Annotated in this window: 13 protein-coding genes; 1 reads left to right on the plus strand and 12 read right to left on the minus strand. The window is 70.7% G+C overall.

The window, feature by feature from the left end; translation table 11 throughout:
* Positions 1 to 1011 precede the first annotated feature (1011 nt).
* Positions 1012 to 1494, plus strand: coding sequence for a DUF456 domain-containing protein (locus tag ACSYGN_RS08175; protein ID WP_460393387.1), 483 nt, complete (start codon positions 1012 to 1014; stop codon positions 1492 to 1494).
* On the opposite strand, the gene ACSYGN_RS08180 is transcribed toward ACSYGN_RS08175, so the two are convergent.
* The 12 genes from ACSYGN_RS08180 to ACSYGN_RS08235 all read right to left on the minus strand — a co-directional run bounded on the left by ACSYGN_RS08180 (position 1454) and on the right by ACSYGN_RS08235 (position 18778).
* Positions 1454 to 2818 (minus strand): SGNH/GDSL hydrolase family protein, encoded by a 1365-nt coding sequence (locus ACSYGN_RS08180; protein ID WP_460393389.1) that lies wholly within the window; start codon positions 2816 to 2818, stop codon positions 1454 to 1456. The two genes, ACSYGN_RS08175 and ACSYGN_RS08180, sit on opposite strands and share 41 nt — an antisense overlap.
* Positions 2819 to 2959: 141 nt before the next feature.
* Positions 2960 to 3601, minus strand: a complete 642-nt coding sequence (locus ACSYGN_RS08185; RefSeq protein WP_460403291.1) for a LysE family translocator — start codon at positions 3599 to 3601, stop codon at positions 2960 to 2962.
* A 207-nt stretch (positions 3602 to 3808) separates the two neighbouring features.
* Positions 3809 to 4924, minus strand: a complete 1116-nt coding sequence (gene rsgA / locus ACSYGN_RS08190; protein ID WP_460393391.1) for a ribosome small subunit-dependent GTPase A — start codon at positions 4922 to 4924, stop codon at positions 3809 to 3811.
* A gap of 325 nt (positions 4925 to 5249) precedes the next feature.
* Positions 5250 to 6746, minus strand: coding sequence for a glycoside-pentoside-hexuronide (GPH):cation symporter (locus tag ACSYGN_RS08195; RefSeq protein ID WP_460393393.1), 1497 nt, complete (start codon positions 6744 to 6746; stop codon positions 5250 to 5252).
* 283 nt (positions 6747 to 7029) lie between these two features.
* On the minus strand, positions 7030 to 8427 hold the full coding sequence (gene uxaC, locus ACSYGN_RS08200) for a glucuronate isomerase (RefSeq protein WP_460393395.1): 1398 nt from the start codon (positions 8425 to 8427) through the stop codon (positions 7030 to 7032).
* Positions 8428 to 8536: 109 nt separating this feature from the next.
* On the minus strand, positions 8537 to 10039 hold the full coding sequence (locus ACSYGN_RS08205; RefSeq protein ID WP_460393397.1) for a UxaA family hydrolase: 1503 nt from the start codon (positions 10037 to 10039) through the stop codon (positions 8537 to 8539).
* Positions 10032 to 12410, minus strand: coding sequence for a tagaturonate reductase (locus ACSYGN_RS08210; protein WP_460393399.1), 2379 nt, complete (start codon positions 12408 to 12410; stop codon positions 10032 to 10034). Before ACSYGN_RS08210 ends, ACSYGN_RS08205 begins: the two co-directional genes overlap by 8 nt.
* A gap of 602 nt (positions 12411 to 13012) precedes the next feature.
* Positions 13013 to 14014 carry a LacI family DNA-binding transcriptional regulator gene (locus tag ACSYGN_RS08215; RefSeq protein ID WP_460393401.1) on the minus strand — a complete coding sequence of 334 codons (1002 nt, stop codon included), beginning with the start codon at positions 14012 to 14014 and terminating at the stop codon, positions 13013 to 13015.
* A 279-nt stretch (positions 14015 to 14293) separates the two neighbouring features.
* Positions 14294 to 14425, minus strand: coding sequence for a hypothetical protein (locus tag ACSYGN_RS08220; protein WP_460393403.1), 132 nt, complete (start codon positions 14423 to 14425; stop codon positions 14294 to 14296).
* A gap of 7 nt (positions 14426 to 14432) precedes the next feature.
* A complete protein-coding gene (locus tag ACSYGN_RS08225) occupies positions 14433 to 15248 on the minus strand; it encodes an SAM-dependent methyltransferase (RefSeq protein ID WP_460393405.1) in 816 nt (271 codons plus the stop codon).
* Between the two features lie 332 nt (positions 15249 to 15580).
* Positions 15581 to 17080: a cellulose binding domain-containing protein gene (locus ACSYGN_RS08230; RefSeq protein ID WP_460393407.1), complete on the minus strand. Its 1500-nt coding sequence runs from the start codon at positions 17078 to 17080 to the stop codon at positions 15581 to 15583.
* A gap of 372 nt (positions 17081 to 17452) precedes the next feature.
* On the minus strand, positions 17453 to 18778 hold the full coding sequence (locus ACSYGN_RS08235) for a radical SAM protein (RefSeq protein ID WP_460393409.1): 1326 nt from the start codon (positions 18776 to 18778) through the stop codon (positions 17453 to 17455).
* Between the last annotated feature and the right edge of the window lie 266 nt (positions 18779 to 19044).

The following is a 19044-nucleotide window of genomic DNA, read 5'->3' on the forward strand; positions in this document are numbered from 1 at the left end:
GGCGGCTGCGGGGCGCGGGGGGTGCCGTAGGTCTGCGGGGCCGGGCTGGTACCGGAAGGCCGCGGGGCAGGGGCGCCGGGCGGCTGTGGCGGACGCCCGGCGAAACCCTGCGGCGGACGCGACACGGGCGGCTGCGGAGTGCGGCCCGGTGCGGAATCGTCACGGGCACGGCCGACGGAGGCGTCGCCACGGCGGTCGCCGAGTGGCTGAGGTGGAGGACCACCGAAACCCTGCGGGGAGCCCGACGGCGGCCCCTGGGGCGCGCGGCCTTCTCCGGCTTCCCTGCGAGCGGGATCGGCCGAAGCCCGGTCGGTGCTGCCGCCTCGCCCCTGAGGCGGACGCCCACCGAAGCCCTGCGGCGCACCCCCGGGGGGCACCTCCGGCGAGCCTGGCCCGGGCGGCTGCGGGGCGCGGCCCTCCGCGGAATCCCCCTGACCCTGAGCACGCTCGCCCGAAGACCGGCCGGTACCACCACCGGGCGCCTGCGGGACACCGTCACCCGGCTCCCGAGGCGGAGGCGGTGCGGAGTCCTGCGGCATGCTCCCGCCTGAGCCACGCTGCGCTCCCGAACCGGGCCCCCGCCCCGCCCGGCCTTCCGTGGACTCCCACCAGGCGCGGTCGGCCGGGGGCTGCCGGTCGGCGGCGTCGGTGAGCTGCTGCGGGGCGGGGTTGCCGGGAGGGGTTGTCGGGGGTGGTGGGGGGCCGGTGAGAGTGTTTCTCGCCGAGGTGAAACGGTCGTCCACGGAATCCGGGCCGGTTGTGGGGCCCGTGTCCTCGGTGGAGTCGTCGTACAGCTGCCCCCACCAGTCGTCGTCCCGACGGGTGGGCCTTCCCCCCTGCTGGCTCATGCCCCCAATTGTCCACCGCTACGGGCAGTTGGAAACGGGGCATCCCGAAAATCTGCCAGGCGGCGTGCCCGTAGCGGCAGGCCACGAGCGGGATGGCGAGGGGGGAGACAGTCCTGGTCACCCGCGACCTGCCGTCCCGGCCGGGGTCCGGCACTCTGGGCAGATGGGAGTGTGGGAACTCCTGCTGGTCGGCTTGGTCGTGCTGTTCGGCCTGTGCGGAGTGCTGGTGCCCGGGGTGCCGGGCTCGTGGCTGGTGTGGTCAGCGGTCCTGTGGTGGGCGCTGAAGGACCCGCAACCGGTCGCGTGGGGCATCCTGGTCGGGGCGACGGCCGTGCTGTTCCTCTCCCAGGTGGTGCGCTGGGCGCTGCCGCCCCGCCGGCTGCGCACCATCGGAGCCACACCGAAGTTGTGGGGTTACGCGGGAGCAGGCGCCCTCCTGGGCTTCGTCCTGCTCCCGGTGCTCGGCGCGATACCCGGTTTCATGGCCGGGATCTATCTCCACGAGCGGCTGCGCCTCGGCGGCCGGCGCGAGGCGCTCGCGTCGCTGCGCACCACGATGCGCTCGGGCGGTTCCAGCGTGCTCGCGGAGTTGTTCACGTGCATGCTCATCGCGGGGGCGTGGCTGGGCGCGGTGATCTGGGGGTGACCCAAACGGGGGCGTCCGGGCCGGAGGGGCCGTAGGGGACCGTCAGCTCGGCGAGGTCGATCGCGTCGGCCAGCGCCTGCATGCCCGCGTCACCGAAGTGCAGATGGTCGCCGCAGTCGTAGAGCGGGCGGATCCGCCAGGGCTGGTCGGGGTCGCGGACGACGGCGTCGAAGTCGACCACCGCGTCGAAGAGGTCCCCGCCGCGGATGACGGAGTTGACCTCCCGTCGTACGGCGTCGCGGGCGGGCGTGTAGCCGGGGTGGCCGGCGAACGGGGTGATGGTCGCACCGATGACCCGGATGCCGTGCCGGTGCGCGCGGTCGACGATCGTGCGGTACGCCCGCTCGAAGGCCGCGGCGTCGGTGACGGCGGGGCTGCCCTTGAGGTCGTTGATGCCCTCGAACATGACGAGGACCCGTACCCCGCTCCTGCTCAGCGCGTCGGCGTCCAGCCGGGACAGGGCGTCGGGACCGACGCCCTCGTGCAGGAGCCGGTTGCCGGAGATCCCGGCGTTGAGGACGCCGAGGCGGCGGTAGGGGGGCAGGTCGCGCAGCCGGGCGGCGAGCAGGTCGGGCCAGCGGTGGTCGGTGTCGGGGGTGGAGCCGTTGCCGTCGGTGAGGGAGTCGCCGAACGCGGCGACGCTGCCCGCGGCGCGGGTGGTGCGGACGTCGATGCCGGTGACGTAGTACCAGGAGCGGGTGGTGTCGCTGTATGCGTCGCCCTCCTCGTCGTCGGCGGCGGTGCCGTACGGCGCGACGAAGCTGGTGCGCAGGGCGGTGCGGTGATAGCTCACGAGTGCGGAGCCGGGGCGGGGGCCGACGGTGACGAGGAGGTCGGCGCCCGCGGGCACGGTCAGCCGGACCGGGTCGCTGACGGCGTCCGCGCCGGGCGGGACGACGACCGCGCGCTCGCCCCGGAAGGTGAGGGTGCGCATCGAACCGGGCTCCGCCACGGGGCTGTCGGGGCGCCCCGGCCCCCGCCGGGCGACGGTGACCGCGTCGAGGCGCAGCGGCTCGGTGCCGAGCCGGTTGCTGAGCCGTACCCGGACGGCCGTACCGCCGACGCTGAGGTGCACGACATTGCGCACCACGGACCCGGGCGGCAGCGCGCCCGCACCGGAGACGGCGGCTTCCCAGCTGCCGGTCCACACGGGGACGTGCGCGGCCTCGGACCCGCCGGTGCCGTCGGGCACGGCCGGGCGGGCGGCCACGATGTACGCCGGTGTGGTGTCGGCCGGTGCGGCGTGTGCGGTGGCGGTGTGCGCGGCGGGGGCCGCGAGGGTGAGGAAGAGCAGTCCGGCGAGCATGCGCCGGGTCCTGCTCATGAACCAGCCCCGATCATGAAAATCCGTTCTTCATCGCAGGTCAAAGCCACCGAAGTGGCAGCGACATGGAGAACGGCGGGGGGCGCACAACGTCACCCGCGACCCCCCTCCCGGGTGAAAGTGTCGACTTGTCTCCGGGTGTCAGTCCCTGCGGCCGGTCACCGCGACGGTGACGCCGAGGCCGATCATGGTGAGGCCGCCGATGCCGCCGACGGCCGCGAGACGGCGCGGGGAGCGGGCGAACCAGTCGCGGGCGGTGGCGGCGGTCAGGCCCCACACTCCGTCGGAGACCAGGGCGATGGCGTTGAAGACCAGCCCGAGCAGCAGCATCTGCCAGGTGATGTGCCCGCCGTCCCGGTCGACGAACTGGGGCAGTACGGCGGCGAAGAACACGATCGTCTTGGGGTTGGTCACCCCGACCGCGAACCCCTCGCCCAGGGTCCGCAGTCCCCCGTGCGCGACGCTCTCCCCGCCCTGGAACACGGCGCTCAGCGCACCGCGCCGCCGCACCGCCTTGACGCCCAGGTACACCAGATAGGCGGCTCCGGCGAGCTTCAGCACGGTGAACACCGGCACCGAGCGCTCCACGATCTGCCCGACGCCGAGCGCGACGGCCACGACGAGGACGTACGCGCCCAGCGTGTTCCCGAGCACGGTGGTCAGCGCGGCCCGCCGGCCCTGGGCGAGGGCACGTCCGATCACGAACAGGACGCTCGGTCCCGGTATCACGATCAGCAGGAACGACATCGCCGCGAAGGCGAGCAGCCGGTCGGTGGAGAGCATGGCCCACAAAAGCACGCGGACGGCCGGTCCTGAAACCGGTTATCGCAGCTCCCCGGCCGCGCGCACCCACCCCACACCCGGCAGCCGCCGGGTGCGGGCAACCCCCACGGGGCCACCCGCACCCGGCAACGCTTCCCGCACGGGCGGTGCGGGTGGGAACGAAAGGCTCCGAAGGCGAAGCCGAGGAGCCCTTGCCGAGACCAAGTGTCAGCGGCCCCGCAGCCCGCGCTTCGCCTCGCCCAGAGCCCGCCCCTCCTGCCCCTTCCGCCGCCACTCCCGCCGCAGTTCGGCCCGAACCCGCGCGTCCGTCTTGGCGACGATCCACTGGTTCTCCCGCAGCAGCTTGCGATAACTGGCCAGCCGCCGTTCCGCCAACCCGCCGGAGGCAACGGCGGCGAGCACCGCGCACCCCGGCTCACTCTCGTGGGCACAGTCGTGGAAGCGGCAGCTCTCCGCCAGTTCCTCGATCTCGGCGAACACCTGCCCCACGCCCGCCTCGGCGTCCCACAGCCCGACGCCGCGCAGCCCGGGGGTGTCGATGAGCACTCCCCCGCCGGGCAGCAGGAGGAGGTTGCGGGTGGTCGTGGTGTGCCGTCCCTTCCCGTCCATGTCACGCACGGTGTGGACGGACATGACGTCCTCACCGACCAGCGCGTTGGCGAGCGTCGACTTGCCCGCGCCGGACTGCCCGAGCAGGACGGAGGTACCGCCGCCGACCACGGCGGTGAGGACGTCGAGGCCGTCGTCGTGCAGCGCGCTGACGGTGAGCACGGGCACCCCGGGCGCGGTCGCCTCGACATCTTGGACCAGGTACGCCAGCGTCGCCGCGTCGGGCACCAGGTCGGCCTTGGTCAGCACGACCGCTGGCTGTGCCCCGGACTCCCAGGCGAGGGCGAGGAAGCGCTCGACACGACCGAGGTCGAGCTCGACGGCCAGCGACACGGCGACGATCGCGTGGTCGACGTTGGCGGCGAGGATCTGTCCCTCGGACCGCTTGGAGGAGGTGGAGCGTACGAAGGCGGTACGGCGCGGCAGCAGCGCTCGTACGTACCGCGGGTCGGCCCCGGACAGATCGACGGCAGCCCAGTCGCCCGTGCACACGACCTTCATGGGGTCGCGGGGCACGACGAACTCGGTGTCGGCGCGCACCACGCCGTCGGCGGTGACGAGGTCGCACTGCCCGCGGTCGACACGCACGACACGACCGGGCAGGAGGCCCTGCTCGCCGTACGGGGCGAACTCGGCGGCCCAGTCGGCGTCCCAGCCGTAGGGGACGAGAGGGTACGACGAAGCGGATGAAACCTGAAGTGAAGCGAAAGACAACGGAGGAACCCTTCGGAAGGGCAGCCCCGGCAGCGCGCGGTGTGCGCGAAGTCGAAGTGGTCAGCCGGGAGCCACGGAGGTGGATCGGACGAACGTCTGGATGCGGGCAGCGCCCATCGCAAAGACAGTCATCGGTCACACCTCCTGCTACTCGGCTCCGGCACAGCGGCTACAGCCGCTGCTCGATCACGCGGCAGACCATACGACGACACGGACACCGGCGCCACCGGATTTCCCGCCCGAACGTCAAAGGCGCCCCGGCCGGTGGTGGTTGATCGAGAGCGGCCGCCGGCCTGACGGCTGACCACACCGCGGCTGCCTGGGGTCAGTGCTCCGTCGACTCGTCGCCGTCAACAGCTTGCGCGGACTGGTCGGCGCCGATCACGCCGTGCTCCCAGCGGCCGGCCTCGAGGTCGGCCGCGATCGCCTTGAACTTGTCGTCCGTGAGGTTGTAGACGAAGGCGAGGACGATCCCGCCGACGACCAGCGCGATCGCCGGGTAGAGCGTCATGACGCTCTTGATCCCGCTCAGCGTCCCGGACGACTGGTCATCCTTGTTGGCGACGTACCCGGTCAGCGAGAGCATCCCGGCGCCGATCAGCGCCGCCAGCGACTGCGCGATCTTCCGCGAGAAGTTGAAGGCCGCCGAGACCATCGTCTCTTTGCGGACCCCGGTGTGCCATTCCGAGTAGTCGATCGTATCGGACACGAATGCCCAGGTGACGCCGTTCGGGATGGCAAGGCCGACGTAGCCGATCGTCACCAGGACGATGAAGGACCACAGGTGGGTGGGGAGGATGAAGTTCAGGAGGTTCGCGCACGCGCCGACGGTGCACCCGACGATCGCGAGCTTCTTCTTGCCCCAGCGCTTCACCATCTTCGGGATGAGCAGGACGGTCAGTGCGGACACGCCGATCATGATGAGGTTGATCTTCGGCTGCAGGCCCATGCTGCCGAGGTTGTACTGCGCGAAGAACACCATCATCATGTTGTTCACGTTCATCGCGGAGATGAGGAACAGCGTCATCAGCACAAGGCCGAGGAGCGGTCGGTTGGTGAAGACGACCTTCGCGTAGTCCTTGGCCGAGTTGCGCTGGTACCCGACGGAGCGGTTGACCTGGACCCGCTCGTGCGAGCTCTTGTAGCAGATGTAGAACCCGATGACGCCGACGCCGGCCATCACGAGCGACGTCAACGCCCAGGAGCTGTGGGTCATGCCGAGCCAGGTGAGGATCGGGATGAAGGCGAAGCCCGTGATCCACTGGGCGCCCAGCGATCCCACCTGCCGGCTCGACGCCAGGAAGGCCCTGTCCTCGACGCCGCGCGTCATGACCGACGCCATGGACTGGTACGGGTTGTTGGTGAACGCGTAGACGACGCCCCAGAGCGCATAGCTGCCGGCGGCCCACGTGATCTTCCAGCCCATGGAGAGGTCGGGCATCGTGAAGGTGACCACCGTCAGGACGGCGAGGGCGACGGCCCCGCCCATCATGACCGGACGGAACTTGCCCCGCTTGCCGATCTTCCGGGAGTCGATCCAGCTGGCGGCCAGCGGATCCATGAACGCGTCGAAGACCTTCGTGAGGGAGAAGATCAGGGCGACGACGCCTGCGCCGATCCCGTTCTCGTCGATCCAGAACTTCGTCAGGTAGCTCTGGCCCAGGTCGAACATGAAGCCGTTGCCGAAGTCGCCGAAGCCGTACAGGGCCTTTTCTTTGGTCTCGATCTCCCCGCTCTTGGGGTTCTTGAGAGCGACCGCTCTGTCACCGTCCGGCGGCGAGGCCGCCAAGCCACTCGGGTCTGGGCTTGTCTCCGTTGCCATTGCCCATCATCTCCGCTTGTATTTTTTGCTGACACCAATGTCGGGTGCGGTTCGGCAAGACCGTTCTCAGCCAAGGAGAATGAATTGCGTGAATCCGCGCCGGTGCCGCAGAAGCGCATCGGGACGCGTGGAATCTCATCGCGCCACGTGCGGTATGCGGCAGGCCGTTCTGTTGATTGCCGAGTCGCCGGACGTCCGTGACCCGTCTCGGCGTACGCCGGTCGGCGGCGACCTGTGTGCGGGTCACCGCGGACGGGGGGCCCGGTGTATCCGGTCGGGGGACTCAGGCGGCGAAGATTGCCTTTGCGTTGTGGTACGAGACGTCGGCGACCAGGCGTCCGAGCGCCTCGATGTCGCCGGTGGCCTCGCCGCGCTCCACCCACTCGCCGACCAGCTCGCACAGGATGCGGCGGAAGAACTCGTGGCGCGGGTAGGACAGGAACGACCGCGAGTCGGTCGTCATCCCGACGAAGTTGCCCAGGAGGGACTGCTCCGCCTGGGTCTCCAGCTGGCGGCGGATGCCCGAGCGGGTGTCGTCGAACCACCACGCGTTGCCGAGCTGGAACTTCTGGACCGTGCCGCCCTGGAAGCAACCGAACGCCGTGGCGATCGGCAGCCAGTCGTTGGGGTTGAGGGAGTAGATGATCGTCTTGGGCACGACGCCGGCGGTCTGCGCGGAGTCGAGCAGGCGCGTCAGCGGCTCCACCATCGGGCGGTCCCACATCGCGTCGTAGCCGGTGTCGGCACCGTGCACCGCGAACATCGCCGAGTTGAGGTTCCGGGCCGCGCGGAGGTGGATCTGCATCGTCCAGTCGTGGTCGTGGTAGATCCGCATCAGGCTCTTGAGGAGCCCGGTCCGGTACTGCGAGACCTCGAGCGCGGACAGGGACTGTCCGAGGCGCGCCTTGTCCGTGATCGCGTCGAGCTGCGCCGGGCTCGCCTCGTCGTAGGTGACGACGTCGACGGCGTGGTCGGACAACCGCCCGCCCATCTCGTGGAAGTGGTCGACCCGCTCGGCGAGGGCGTCGGTGAGCCCCGTGAACCCCGACACCGGGTGGCCGACGGCCTCCTCCAGGTGGTCCACCCAGGCCCCGTAGCCGTCCTTGTCGATGTTGAGCGCCTTGTCCGGGCGCATCGCGGGGATGACCTCGACGGTCTTGTCGGCCGCCAGCTCACGGTGGAAGTGCAGGTCGTCGGCGGGGTCGTCGGTGGTGCAGACGACCTCGACGCCGAACTTCCGTATGAGGCCGCGCCGGGAGAACTCCGGGGTGGCCAGCAGCTCATTCGTGCGGTCGAAGATCGCCCGCGCGGTGCTTCGATTGAGGTCGGTCTCGATCCCGAAGATCCTGCGCAGCTCCAGGTGGGTCCACTGATAGACGGGGTTGCCGACGGCCTTCTCGATGGCCCCCGCGAACGCCTGGAACTTCTCCCAGTCGTCCGCGTGGCCGGTCACCAGCTCCTCGTCGACGCCGTTCGCGCGCATCAGACGCCACTTGTAGTGGTCGCCGTAGTCGTCACCCCCGAGCCATGCCTCCACGATGCCGGAGAAGTTCTCGTCCTCGGCGATCTCGGACGGATTGAGGTGACAGTGGTAGTCGATGATCGGCAGCGGCTTCGCGTACTCGTGGAACAGCGTCTTCGCGGTGCCGGTGGTCAGAAGGAAGTCATCGTCCAGAAACATCGTTGTTTCTCCTGCTTGCTCGCCTTGTGTCTGGATGGGGAAACTGCTGCGTCGGCGCCCGGCGTCACCGGCGCCCGAGACAGCGCCGTTCATCGCGCGCCGGGGTGCCTCATTCGGTCACGCCGTCCTTGAAGATCGCGATCTCCTGCATGCCGTACTTCTCGTTACGGGTCGGGGCACCGTCGACGACGGCTGAGACGAGCTCGACGAAGTCGTCGAGGACCTGATCCATCGGCTCGGCCAGGGTGCGCCCGCCGTCGAAGTCGATCCATCGGGCCTTGCGCTGGGCCAGCGGCGTGTTCGACGCGATCTTCAGCGTGGGCACGTAGGTGCCGAAGGGCGTGCCGCGCCCGGTGGAGAACAGCACCAGCTGGCAGCCCGCGGACGCGAGCGCGGACGACGACACCAGGTCGTTGCCCGGGCCTTGCAGCAGCGAGAGCCCGGGCCGACGGACGGTGGCGCCGTAGGCCAGCACGTCCTGCACCTCGGCGGTGCCGGCCTTCTGGGTGCAGCCCAGCGACTTCTCCTCGAGCGTCGTGATGCCGCCCGCCTTGTTGCCAGGGGACGGGTTCTCGTAGATCGGCTGGTCGTAGCGCCGGAAGTAGTCCTTGAAGTCGTTGATCAGGCCGACGATCTCGTGGAAGACCTCGGCGTCGCGGGCCCGGGACATCAGCACGGTCTCGGCACCGAACATCTCGGGCACCTCGGTGAGCACCACTGAACCGCCGTGCGAGACGAGCCAGTCGGTGAAACGTCCGATCAGGGGGTTGGCGCTGATCCCGGAGAAGCCGTCGGACCCTCCGCACTTGACCCCGACGCGCAGCTCGGAGATCGGGACCTCCTCGCGCCGGTCGCCGAGCGCCGCCTCGCGCAGCTCCCCGAGCAGTCGGACCCCGGTCTCGTACTCGTCGTCGACGTCCTGGGCGACCATGAACCGCACGCGAGCAGGGTCGTGGTCGCCGAGCCCCGCACGAAGTTCATCGAGCTGGTTGTTCTCGCAACCCAGCCCGACGACCAGGACGCCCCCGGCGTTGGGGTGCCGGACGATGTCCTGAAGGATCCGGCGCGTCATGTCCAGGTCCCCACCGAGCTGCGAGCAGCCGTAGGGGTGCCGCATGACGATCGCGGAGTCGAACGGCTGACCCTCGGGGTGCGCCGCGTCGAAGTCGCGCAGGATGCCCTCGCACAGGGCGTTGATGCAGCCGACCGTCGGCACGACGTACAGGTCGTTGCGGATGCCGACCAGGCCGTGGGCGCGCCGGTATCCCCGGAACGTCCGGGCGCTCGACCCGGGCGCGGTGCGGTGCGGCGTCGGGTCGAACCGGTAGGCGAGGTCGGATCCGAGGTTGGTGCGGAGGTTGTGGGAGTGGATCCACGCGCCTGCGGGGATGTCCGTCGTCGTACGCCCGATGGGGAGCCCGTACTTGACGACGTCCGTGCCCTCGGGGACGGCGGTGAGGGCGATCTTGTGACCCGGTGCGATGTCCTCAACTACGGTGACACGCACCGTGGATCCCGGATCGCCGCCCAGCGTGAGGGTCTGCCCGGCGCGTACGGCGCGCACGGCGACGGCGACCGTGTCGGTGGGGTGCAGCACCAGTGCGTCAGCCATGTCGACGTCCTTCCGTGGAGCTCTCGGAGCCACGCAGCTCGCCAACGAGTGCGAGCACGCCGTCGGTCTGGAGCCGCTCGAGGTCGGCGCGGACCAGGTCGAGCAGCCCGGGAACCCGGGTGAGGTCCTGGCCCCAGGTCTCCTGGTCGCCCAGGGCACGTTCGACGCCGCCCGGCTCCAGGACGCCGGCGAACCGCGCGATCGTCTCCTCGGCGTCGACCGGAGCCGCCGGGGCCTTGCCGGAGTAGGTCCACAGCAGCGCCGCGAGGGTCAGCACGATCCGGCGGGGCAGCGGGCCGCCGCGGTCGGCGTGGGCGTTGACGACGGGCAGCAGCCGCGCGGCGAACTTCGAGACCGCGTTGAGCGCGATCGAATCCAGCGAGTGGCGCACGAACGGGTTGCGGAACCGTTCTTCCACCTGGTCGGCGAACGCCCGCAGCTCCTCCTCGGGGAGGTCGATGGTGGGGAAGATCTCGTCGTACATCTCGGCGCGGAGGAAGTCCCGGAACAGGTCGTCGGCCATCACGTCGCCGACGGTCGCCAGGCCGGCGTTGCGCGCCAGCGACGACATCGTCGTGTGGGGGCCGTTGAGCAGGAACACCTTGCGGTCGTGATAGGGCTGCAGGTCATCGGTGATGACGACACCGAGGCCCGCCGTCCGCAGCGGCAGCACCTCATCGAGCCATGCCGGGCCCTGGATGACCCACAGCATGAAGGGCTCGGCGCTGACGAGCAGCCGGTCCTCATAGCCCAGCTCCCGCCAGACACCCGGCGCGTCGTCCGCCGGGAACCCGGGAACGATGCGGTCGACCAGGCTGGAGCAGAAGGTGTTCTCCCGCTCGACCCAGGCGATGAACTCCTCGGGCAGCCCGAACGCGCGGGCGCACGTCAGGACGGCCTCGCACAGCTGCCGGCCGTTGTCGTCGATCAGCTCGCACGGGATGATGACGAACCCGGGCAGGCCGGCCTCGTGGCGGCGCTGGAGCAACCGGGTCAGCTTGGCCGGGAATCCGCGCGGCACCGTGGTCTCGGCGGTGTCGCGCGGGTCGACCGCGATGCCGGCCTCGGTCGTGTTGGAGACGATGACCCGCGTCTCGGGGTCCTCGGCGAGGGCGAGGAAGGTGTCCCACTGCCGGTAGGGATCGACGGTCGTGGTCAGGGCCGTGATGACCTCGCGGCTCCTGACTTCGGCGCCGTCGTGCAGGCCCTGCAGTTGCACCGTGTACAGCCGGTCCTGCTGCTCCAGGTCGGCGACCAGGCCCACGGGGAGCGGCTGGACGACCGCGACCCCGCCGTTGAAGTCGGTGCGCTCGTTGAGCTTGTGCACCTGCCAGTCGACGAAGGCCCGAAGGAAGTTGCCCTCACCGAACTGGATGATCCGGGTCGGCAGGTCCGGCACCGTGACGAGCTCGTCACTCAGCCGGGGCAGCGGCTCCTGCCGGACGGCGGCCGTCAGGGTGAGCGTCGCCTCGGCCCCCGGCTCCAGCGTGGGCGCCTGGCCGCGGACTCGTGCCGCCTCGACGCACAGGAAGTGCTGCCAGTCGTCGGCGCCGAGATCCGACGCGCTCGCGCAGCCCTCGATCCCCGGGTTCCACACCACGGCCTGCGGCGCATCGGCGGAGGTGAGCTCGATCGTGCGCCCGTGCCCCGGATCGTGCACCGTGATGTGCGCCGGCATGGGGTAGACGCGGTCGATCGTCTGCCCCTCGATGCCGGGGAACGGCGATGCCGTCTGCTCGCCGCCCTGGACGCGGTCCAGGAACGCGACGTCGTCCAGCCCGCCGAGCGTGGTCCGCCTGGCCTCGACGGACCAGTACGCGTGCAGGGCGAGCTCCGGCGTGACAGCGCGATCGGAGGTGTTGGTCGCCGTGAGCACCATGGTCAGGTCCGCGCCGACGTGCAGGTCGAGGCGCAGCGACAGGCCGGCCGGCGTCGAGTCGGCGTCCGGCCGGTCCGCCGGCAGCGCCAGTACGAGGTCGACGCCGCCGTCCGCGGCGGCCCGCACCTCGGCCAGGTCCCAGGTGCGCAGGCGAGCCCAGCCATGGTTCGGCTGACGCGTGCCGTCGGGGCCGGAACCGAACCACGGTGCGCAGACCGGCACCCCGCCGCGCAGCGCCACGCCGGGTGAGAAGGCGGTCGACGGCCCCATCCACAGCACGGGGGCCTGCTCGCGGGGAGTCCACCCGGCGATGTGGGCGCCCTGCAGATACACGCGTGCCTCGGCGGCGGGCGCGTGGATCTCGACGGCGGTCAGACCGTCCGGGGTCGAGACGAGGCGGACGTCACCGTCCTCGAGGGGCACACCCGCCCACGGCACGATCCCTTCGGGGGCGACACCCGCCCGGGCGTCGGCTCCGCTGCTGACAGCCATCTGTCCATCTCCCACGATGTCGATCCGGGGCCAGGCGTGGTGGTGGATTTCTGCATACGTTTGTACGCCAACCAGCATCATGCCTGCTCAAGCACTATGCGAACGTTCGCATTGATGTGACCATAGACCTCCCCGGGCCGCGTGTAACGGGTCCATGGGGGCCGAGTGGAGCGGGACCTTGGGCCCGCCCGGCATGGGTCCTCAGCCCTGTCGTCACATCCCCGCCGTCCGCCCGCAGGGCGGGCCCTGCGGCGTCATGGGGGGTCCCCCTGCTCGAGCGAAGTCGAGAGCTCGGGGGTGGGGGTGCCCCGTGCTCGAAGAGCTTGGGGGAGCGTGCCAGACGTCGCAGGGCAGGCGGGAATGTGACGACAGGGCCTAAGCAGGTCGGGCGAAGTCCGCTGCGGTTCGGCAGCGCCCTGAAGGGGCGCGGGGAACTGCGCGACCAGCCACGATGGCGCCGCAGACGACAGACGGCACATCGCGGCACTTTCAGCGGAGCGCTCAGGCCCGGGTCTCCGCCGCCGGACGGACGTCGTCGTCAGGAGGTACGGGACGACGGCCGGCCCGGGCACCGACCGCCGGGCCGACGCAAAAAGGGCCGCTCAGCCGCGCTGCACCGGCGCTGCGGTCGACTCCCGGACGACCAGCCGGGTGGGCATCGTCCGACGCTCGTCGGCGGCGCCGGCGCGCGTTTTGGGACGCCGCGTGGTCAGGTCGACGAACATCTGCACCGCCGCCTCGCCGACACCACGGATGTCGACGCGCATCGTCGTCAGCGTGGGCGTCGCCAGCCGGGAGACCAGGATGTCGTCGTAGCCGACGACGCTCAACCGGTCCGGGACGGCGATGCCGCGCCGCGCGAGCATCGCCAGCAGTCCCACGGCCACCAGGTCGTTGAACGCGATGATGCCGGTCGCACCGGACCCGACGGCAAGGTCGGCGGCGGCCTCGCCGCCCTCGACCCGCGGGCTGAACGCCCCCAGATCGACGATCTGGACGTCGCTGAACCGTTCGCCGGCCTGCGTCAGGCCCTCCCTGCGGCGCGCGTCCGCGCTCGAGCCGGCAGGTCCGCCTACGTACGCGATGCGTCGGTGACCCAGAGCGTGCAGGTGGGCGACGGCCTGCATCGTCGCGTCGGCGTAGTCCACGGACACCGAGGGGAGGCCGGGAGCCTCGGCGTTGATGAGGATGCTCGGCGTGCCGTCCAGGGCGGCGACGTCGAGGTCAAGGATCCGCGGAGAGGCGACCAGCACTCCGTCGGTCTGCTGGGCGAGCTGGCCCACCAGGTCGGTCTCGCGCCGCAGGTTCTCGTCGGAGTCGGCGACCAGCACCGCCATCCCGGCCTCCTGGGCACGCGCCTGGACGCCCTTGGTCAGGGAGGCGAAGTACGGGTTCTCCAGGTCCGGCACCAGAAGACCGAGCGACCCCGTGCGTCCGGACCGCAGCAGACTGGCGGCCCGGTTGGGCCGGTAGCCGAGCTCACGGACAGCGGCGTAGATGCGACGGCGGGTCGGCTCGGCGACGCGCTCGGGCTCGGACAGTGCTCGGGAGACGGTCGAGATGGACACGCCGGACGCGCGGGCTACATCATCCAGCTTGATCATTTTGATCATTTTGGCATCGCACGCCGACCGCCGCAAGCCAGCACCAAGGACGGACGCCTTCGAGGGCCTCGTACCCGGCCTGGACAACGTATGCGCAGACAGAGCTCACCGCCGCGTGGCTGCACGACGCGGTCGAGGACGGTGTCCTGAGCGAGGAGTGGCTGGAGACGGCCGGGTGCGCCGACGGCGGAGGGCGCCGGGAGCCACGCATGGGCGGCCCCCGATGGGCGAGTGAGCGCAGGGCGTTGCAGGGGCCTGCCCCCTGCAACGGATCACGGCTTACGGCTCACGCGCCGCCGCCGCGTGGCACCCCACGATGAAGCCGTCCTGCCCGGCGACCGGTTCGCCCAGTTCGGGGTGCCAGTCGGTGGCGACCACGCTGCCGGGGCCGACGATGTCCTGGACACTCACCTCGGCCTCACGGCTTACGCGCCACCGCCACGTAGTTCCCCGTCACGATGTCCTCCTGGCCGGGGACCGGCTCGCCCAGCTCCGGACGCCATGCCTGCGCCGGGGAGATGCCCGGTTCAACGAAGTCCAGGCCCTCGAAGAAGCGGGCGAACTCGGCCTTGGTGCGGGGGGTCAGGTGGATCGCGTTGGCGTTGTACATGCCGCTGACCTGCTCGGCCTGGTCCGGCAGGAAGTCCGCAGTGATGTGGGAGATGGTGAGGCAGCTGCCGGGGGCGAGGGCGGCGAGGAGGTGTTCGACCACGTCGTGGGCGCCGTCGTCGTCGGTCAGGAAGTGCAGCAGGGCGACCAGGGAGAGCGCGACGGGGCGGTCGAAGTCCAGGGTCTTCGCCGCCCGTTCGAGGATGGTGGCGGTGTCCTGCGCGTGGGCCTGTATGTAGTCGAGGGCGCCCTCGGAAGAGCCGCGGAGCAGGGCCGCGGCGTGGGCGAGGACGATGGGGTCGTTGTCCACGTACACGACCCGCGACTCCGGAGCGACGCGCTGGGCGACCTGGTGCAGATTCGGCTCCGTGGGGATCCCTGTGCCGATGTCCAGGAACTGCCGGATCCCCTGGTCGGCGGCCCAGCGGGTCGCGCGGCGCATGAAGGCGCGGTTGACTTTCGCGATCAGCGGAGCGCTCGGCTCGACGGCGAGCACCTGGCAGCCCATCGCCTCGTCCACCGGATAGTTGTCCTTGCCGCCCAGGAACCAGTCGTACATCCGTGCCGGATGCGGCCTGCTGGTGTCGATCACAGGTGGCGTGCTGTCGTTCCCCGACGCTGACATGGCGAACTCCAGGGGTGGGCGTGGCAGTCAAGTGATCACCATAGTAAGGCGAGTTGATCCGCCGTCGGACTTCAGGTCCGCATCATCGGGCGGCAATTGACCGAGCAGGACCATCAACGGTCGGCGCGCGGCACAACCGGGCCACGCGCAGCACATCCACGTACAGCACGACCGGCCCCACATACAGCACGAACAGCCCCGCGCACAACGACAACCGAGTCTGTCCGCCGCCAGGCAGGCGAGTGAACTGCCTGCCGTGATTCCGGAGTTCGACTAGCGAGCGCACTGACGGTCGTCCACCGACCCGGCGGCCCCGGCGGACGCACCGGGCCTCACCCCGTCGTGCAGCGGTTCCCGTTGAGGGTGATGTCGTGCGGGGCCGAGTTTCCGCCGTCCCAGGTCCCGAGGAAACCGAAGCTGAGGGTGCCGCCTGCGGTGACCGTCTTGTTGTAGTCGGCGGCGGAGGCGGTCACCCGGGAGCCGTTCTGGGCGACCTCGGCGTCCCACATCTGGCCGACCCGCTGGCCGTCCCGGAAGGTCCAGGCGACCGTCCAGTCGGTGAGCGGGCTGCTTGTGGTGACGGTGACGGTGGCCTGGAAGCCGTCGGTCCACTGGCTGTCCAGGCGGTACTCGGCGCTGCAGGTGGCCGGCGCGCTCCTGGTCGTAGTGGGGTCGGTGCCGTGCGCGGTGGAGGACGAGGTGCCCTGCGGCTCGGGGTCGGGGTGGGTCTTGGTGCCGTGGCTTGTACTTGCCGTACCGGTCACGGAGGGCGAGGCGGTGCGGGACGCCGCCTGGCCGGTGGGTCGCGCACTCACGGACGGGGTCGCGGCGGCGGAGTCGGCGACCGAGCGCTGCTCGGAGTCGGCGGCCGCGGTGTCGTCGGAGCCGGAGCCCGAGCCGCCGAACGGCGCCATCGACACGGCGAGCGCCACCAAGGAGAGCGCAACGGCCGCCCCGAGCAGCGAGTTGCGCACCACGCGGGCATGGCTCTCGCCGTTCTTCGGCTCGCCGGTCTCGGGGTCCACGGCCGGCGGACGGCCGCCCCGGCGCACCTCGGCGGCGCGGCGACGGCGTTCCAGATAGGCGAGCCCGCCCCAGCCGATGACGCCGCCCGCGAGGGCCGCGGGAAGCGTGCCGCCGTGCAGCCGCAGGCACGCGGCGGCCTCGGCGCACTGCACACAGGTGGCGAGGTGCCTGGAGAGGTCGACGGGGGCTTCGGCGGAGGGCGAGCGGGTGACGGCGTCGAGCAGACGCGCGTAGCTACGGCATTGCGCGTCCATCGGGGTGTCGAGGTGGTTACGGTGGCAGCGGTCCCTGAACAGGCCGCGCACCTGCTCGAGTTCACGGTCGGCGGCGGCCGGGTCGAGACCGAGGCGGCGGGTGACGGCGGGCAGCGGCATTGCCTCCACCTCGGCCAGCCACAGCAGTTCGGCGTCCGCCTCCTGCATGTCGCGCAGTCCCCGCAGGGCGATGGGCCGTTGGAGGGGCGGGCTCAGATAGCGCGCCGCCTTCTCGGAGTTGAGCCACAGCCGCAGATCCGGATCGAGGCGATGGCCATGGCCCTCCTCCTCCCATGCCGCGGCCGTGTTGCGTACGGCGGTGAGCAGCAGCGGGATCATCGGCAGCCGGGAGGCACGGCGGCCGCTGCCCCGGGCGGATCCGGTCCCGGCGGCACGGGCCTCACGCATGCCGAGCGTGAACGCCTCGGTGGCCAGCTGGTTGGCCGCGCTGGAGCCGGCCGTGCACAGGTCGGCGTACGAGAGGACCGCGTCCCAGTACTCGGAGAACAGCGCTTCCTCTGTCGCGTCCTCGGGGGTCGGCAGGTCGGGCATGGGTCTCCTGCATCAGCAGGCGAGGTCAACTCGCCTTATTGGCAATGGAGTTGCGGGGAACCTCGCCGCAGTGTCCGAGCTTTTCACGCCACGTGCACAACTGACAAGCGGCGTTCCCCGATCCGGCTGCCGCCGGTGGTACGACGGGTCGCGCTCCGCCGCCCCACCGCCGGTCACCGGCCGGTGACCGCCCGTACCCCACGGCTTTCGTGTGTGGTACGGACGGCGACGGTGTTCCGACTCACCGTATTCCCATGATTTTGTCGGCGCGTCAATGGGACTGGTGTTGCTGGTGAGTTGGGGCGGGTCGGAGCCTGCCCGTTCCCGCCCGTTCCTGACCGTTCCTGCCTCGGATGGCCGGTTCCGGCCGGTTCAGGCCTGGAGCGCCGCCTCCTCCTGGGCCGGGAGGCTGTCCATGAAGGAGCTCACGGAGAACACGGCGCGGCCGGGGCCGGGAGGGCCGTAGCCGGGAGGGGAGGAGAGACCGAACTCGTCCATCGTCGCTCGGTACGCCTCCAGCAGGCGGATGTGGTACTCCAGCGGCGCACCCTGCGGGTTGGCCTTGCCGAGCGGGGTGGTGGGCTCGGGGCACCAGGTGGTGAAGCGGGGCGTGATGCCCTGCGACATGAAGAAGCGCAGGCCCTCGGTGGTGGACGCGATCGCCTCGTCGACCGTGGTGAAGCCGAACGGCTCCGCCATCTCCACGCCCGCCACGAAGTTGGGGATGACATTGCGCGCGCCGAAGACGTCCGCCGAGTCGAGGATCCGCTTGTGCCATTCGTCGCGGCCGACGTAGCGCTCCTTGCCGGGGCAGTACAGCTCGAACAGCCGCCGGTCCCACACCTCGTAGTTGGGGTGGTAGATCTGCACGCCGTAGTCCTTGAAGCGCTGTACGTCGTCCTTCGGCAGTGCCTGGGCGACGACCTTGCCGATCCAGCGGCCGGGGAAGCGCTCCTCGATGGCCTTGGCGTACTGCCCGTAGAAGTCCGCCTCGTCGCGTCCCGCCACCGTCTTGGTGATCGCGCCGCCGGTGAGGGTGTAGGCGGTGGACGCCTTCGCGGTGTCGTACCGGTCGATGATCTCCAGGGCCTCCAGGATCTCCTCGACGTCCTTCACCCCGGTGTAGGGCCGGCCGGCGGCCTTGTGCTGGCGCCAGTTGTGGTTGATGTCGCAGTACTGGCATTCCTCCTTGGCACCGAAGTACTGGCAGACGCGGAAGACCGTCAGATAGATCAGATAGCCCCACTGGATGGTCGGGGCGACCTCCATGACCGACTTCCCGTTGGACAGGGTGTGCCGGTAGTACTCGGGCATCGGGGGCACGCCCACGTCGGCGATGCGCTTGCCGTCGAGGTACAGGCCGAGCAGGCCCTCGTCGTCGGCGGCGACGCGGTACGGCGATGCCGGGTTGACGCGTACGGAGACCACTGTGCGGCGGAGGTCGTAGGGGCCGCCGGTGAGGATGATCTCCTCCGGGGGGCGCCGCAGGGCTGCCTCGCCGAGTTCGGGGAGGGTGCCGTGGTCGAAGGAGAAGATGAAGTACGACTTCGGTTTGACCTCGCCGTCCTCGTTGTCGGAGAGGGCGGAGGCGTCGAAGGCCACGCCGCCGCGGAGTAGGTCCTCCTTGAAGACCGCCTCTCGCGGTACGTGCGGGAACCGCTCCATCAGATCTTCGACCAGTGCGGTGCGGCTGCCCATGCCTTGTTCTCCTCCGGGGTGGGTCGTACGACTCCTCACGGTATGCCCCGCCGAGCCTACGACGTTGCCGGGGGTGTTTTTCGCCCCCGCCGCCCCTACCCGTCCCGTCACGGGGGCTCCGCCCCCGTCCCCCCGCTCCTCAAACGCCGGAGGGGCTGAAGTATTAAGCCCCTCCGGCGTTTGAGGACGAGGCCCGAAGGGCCGAAAGGGGGGTCTGGGGGCGCAGCCCCCAGGGACGGGAACGGGAAGGGGCGGCGGGGGCGAAA

The sequence above is a fragment of the Streptomyces sp. YIM S03343 genome, from assembly GCF_054729195.1.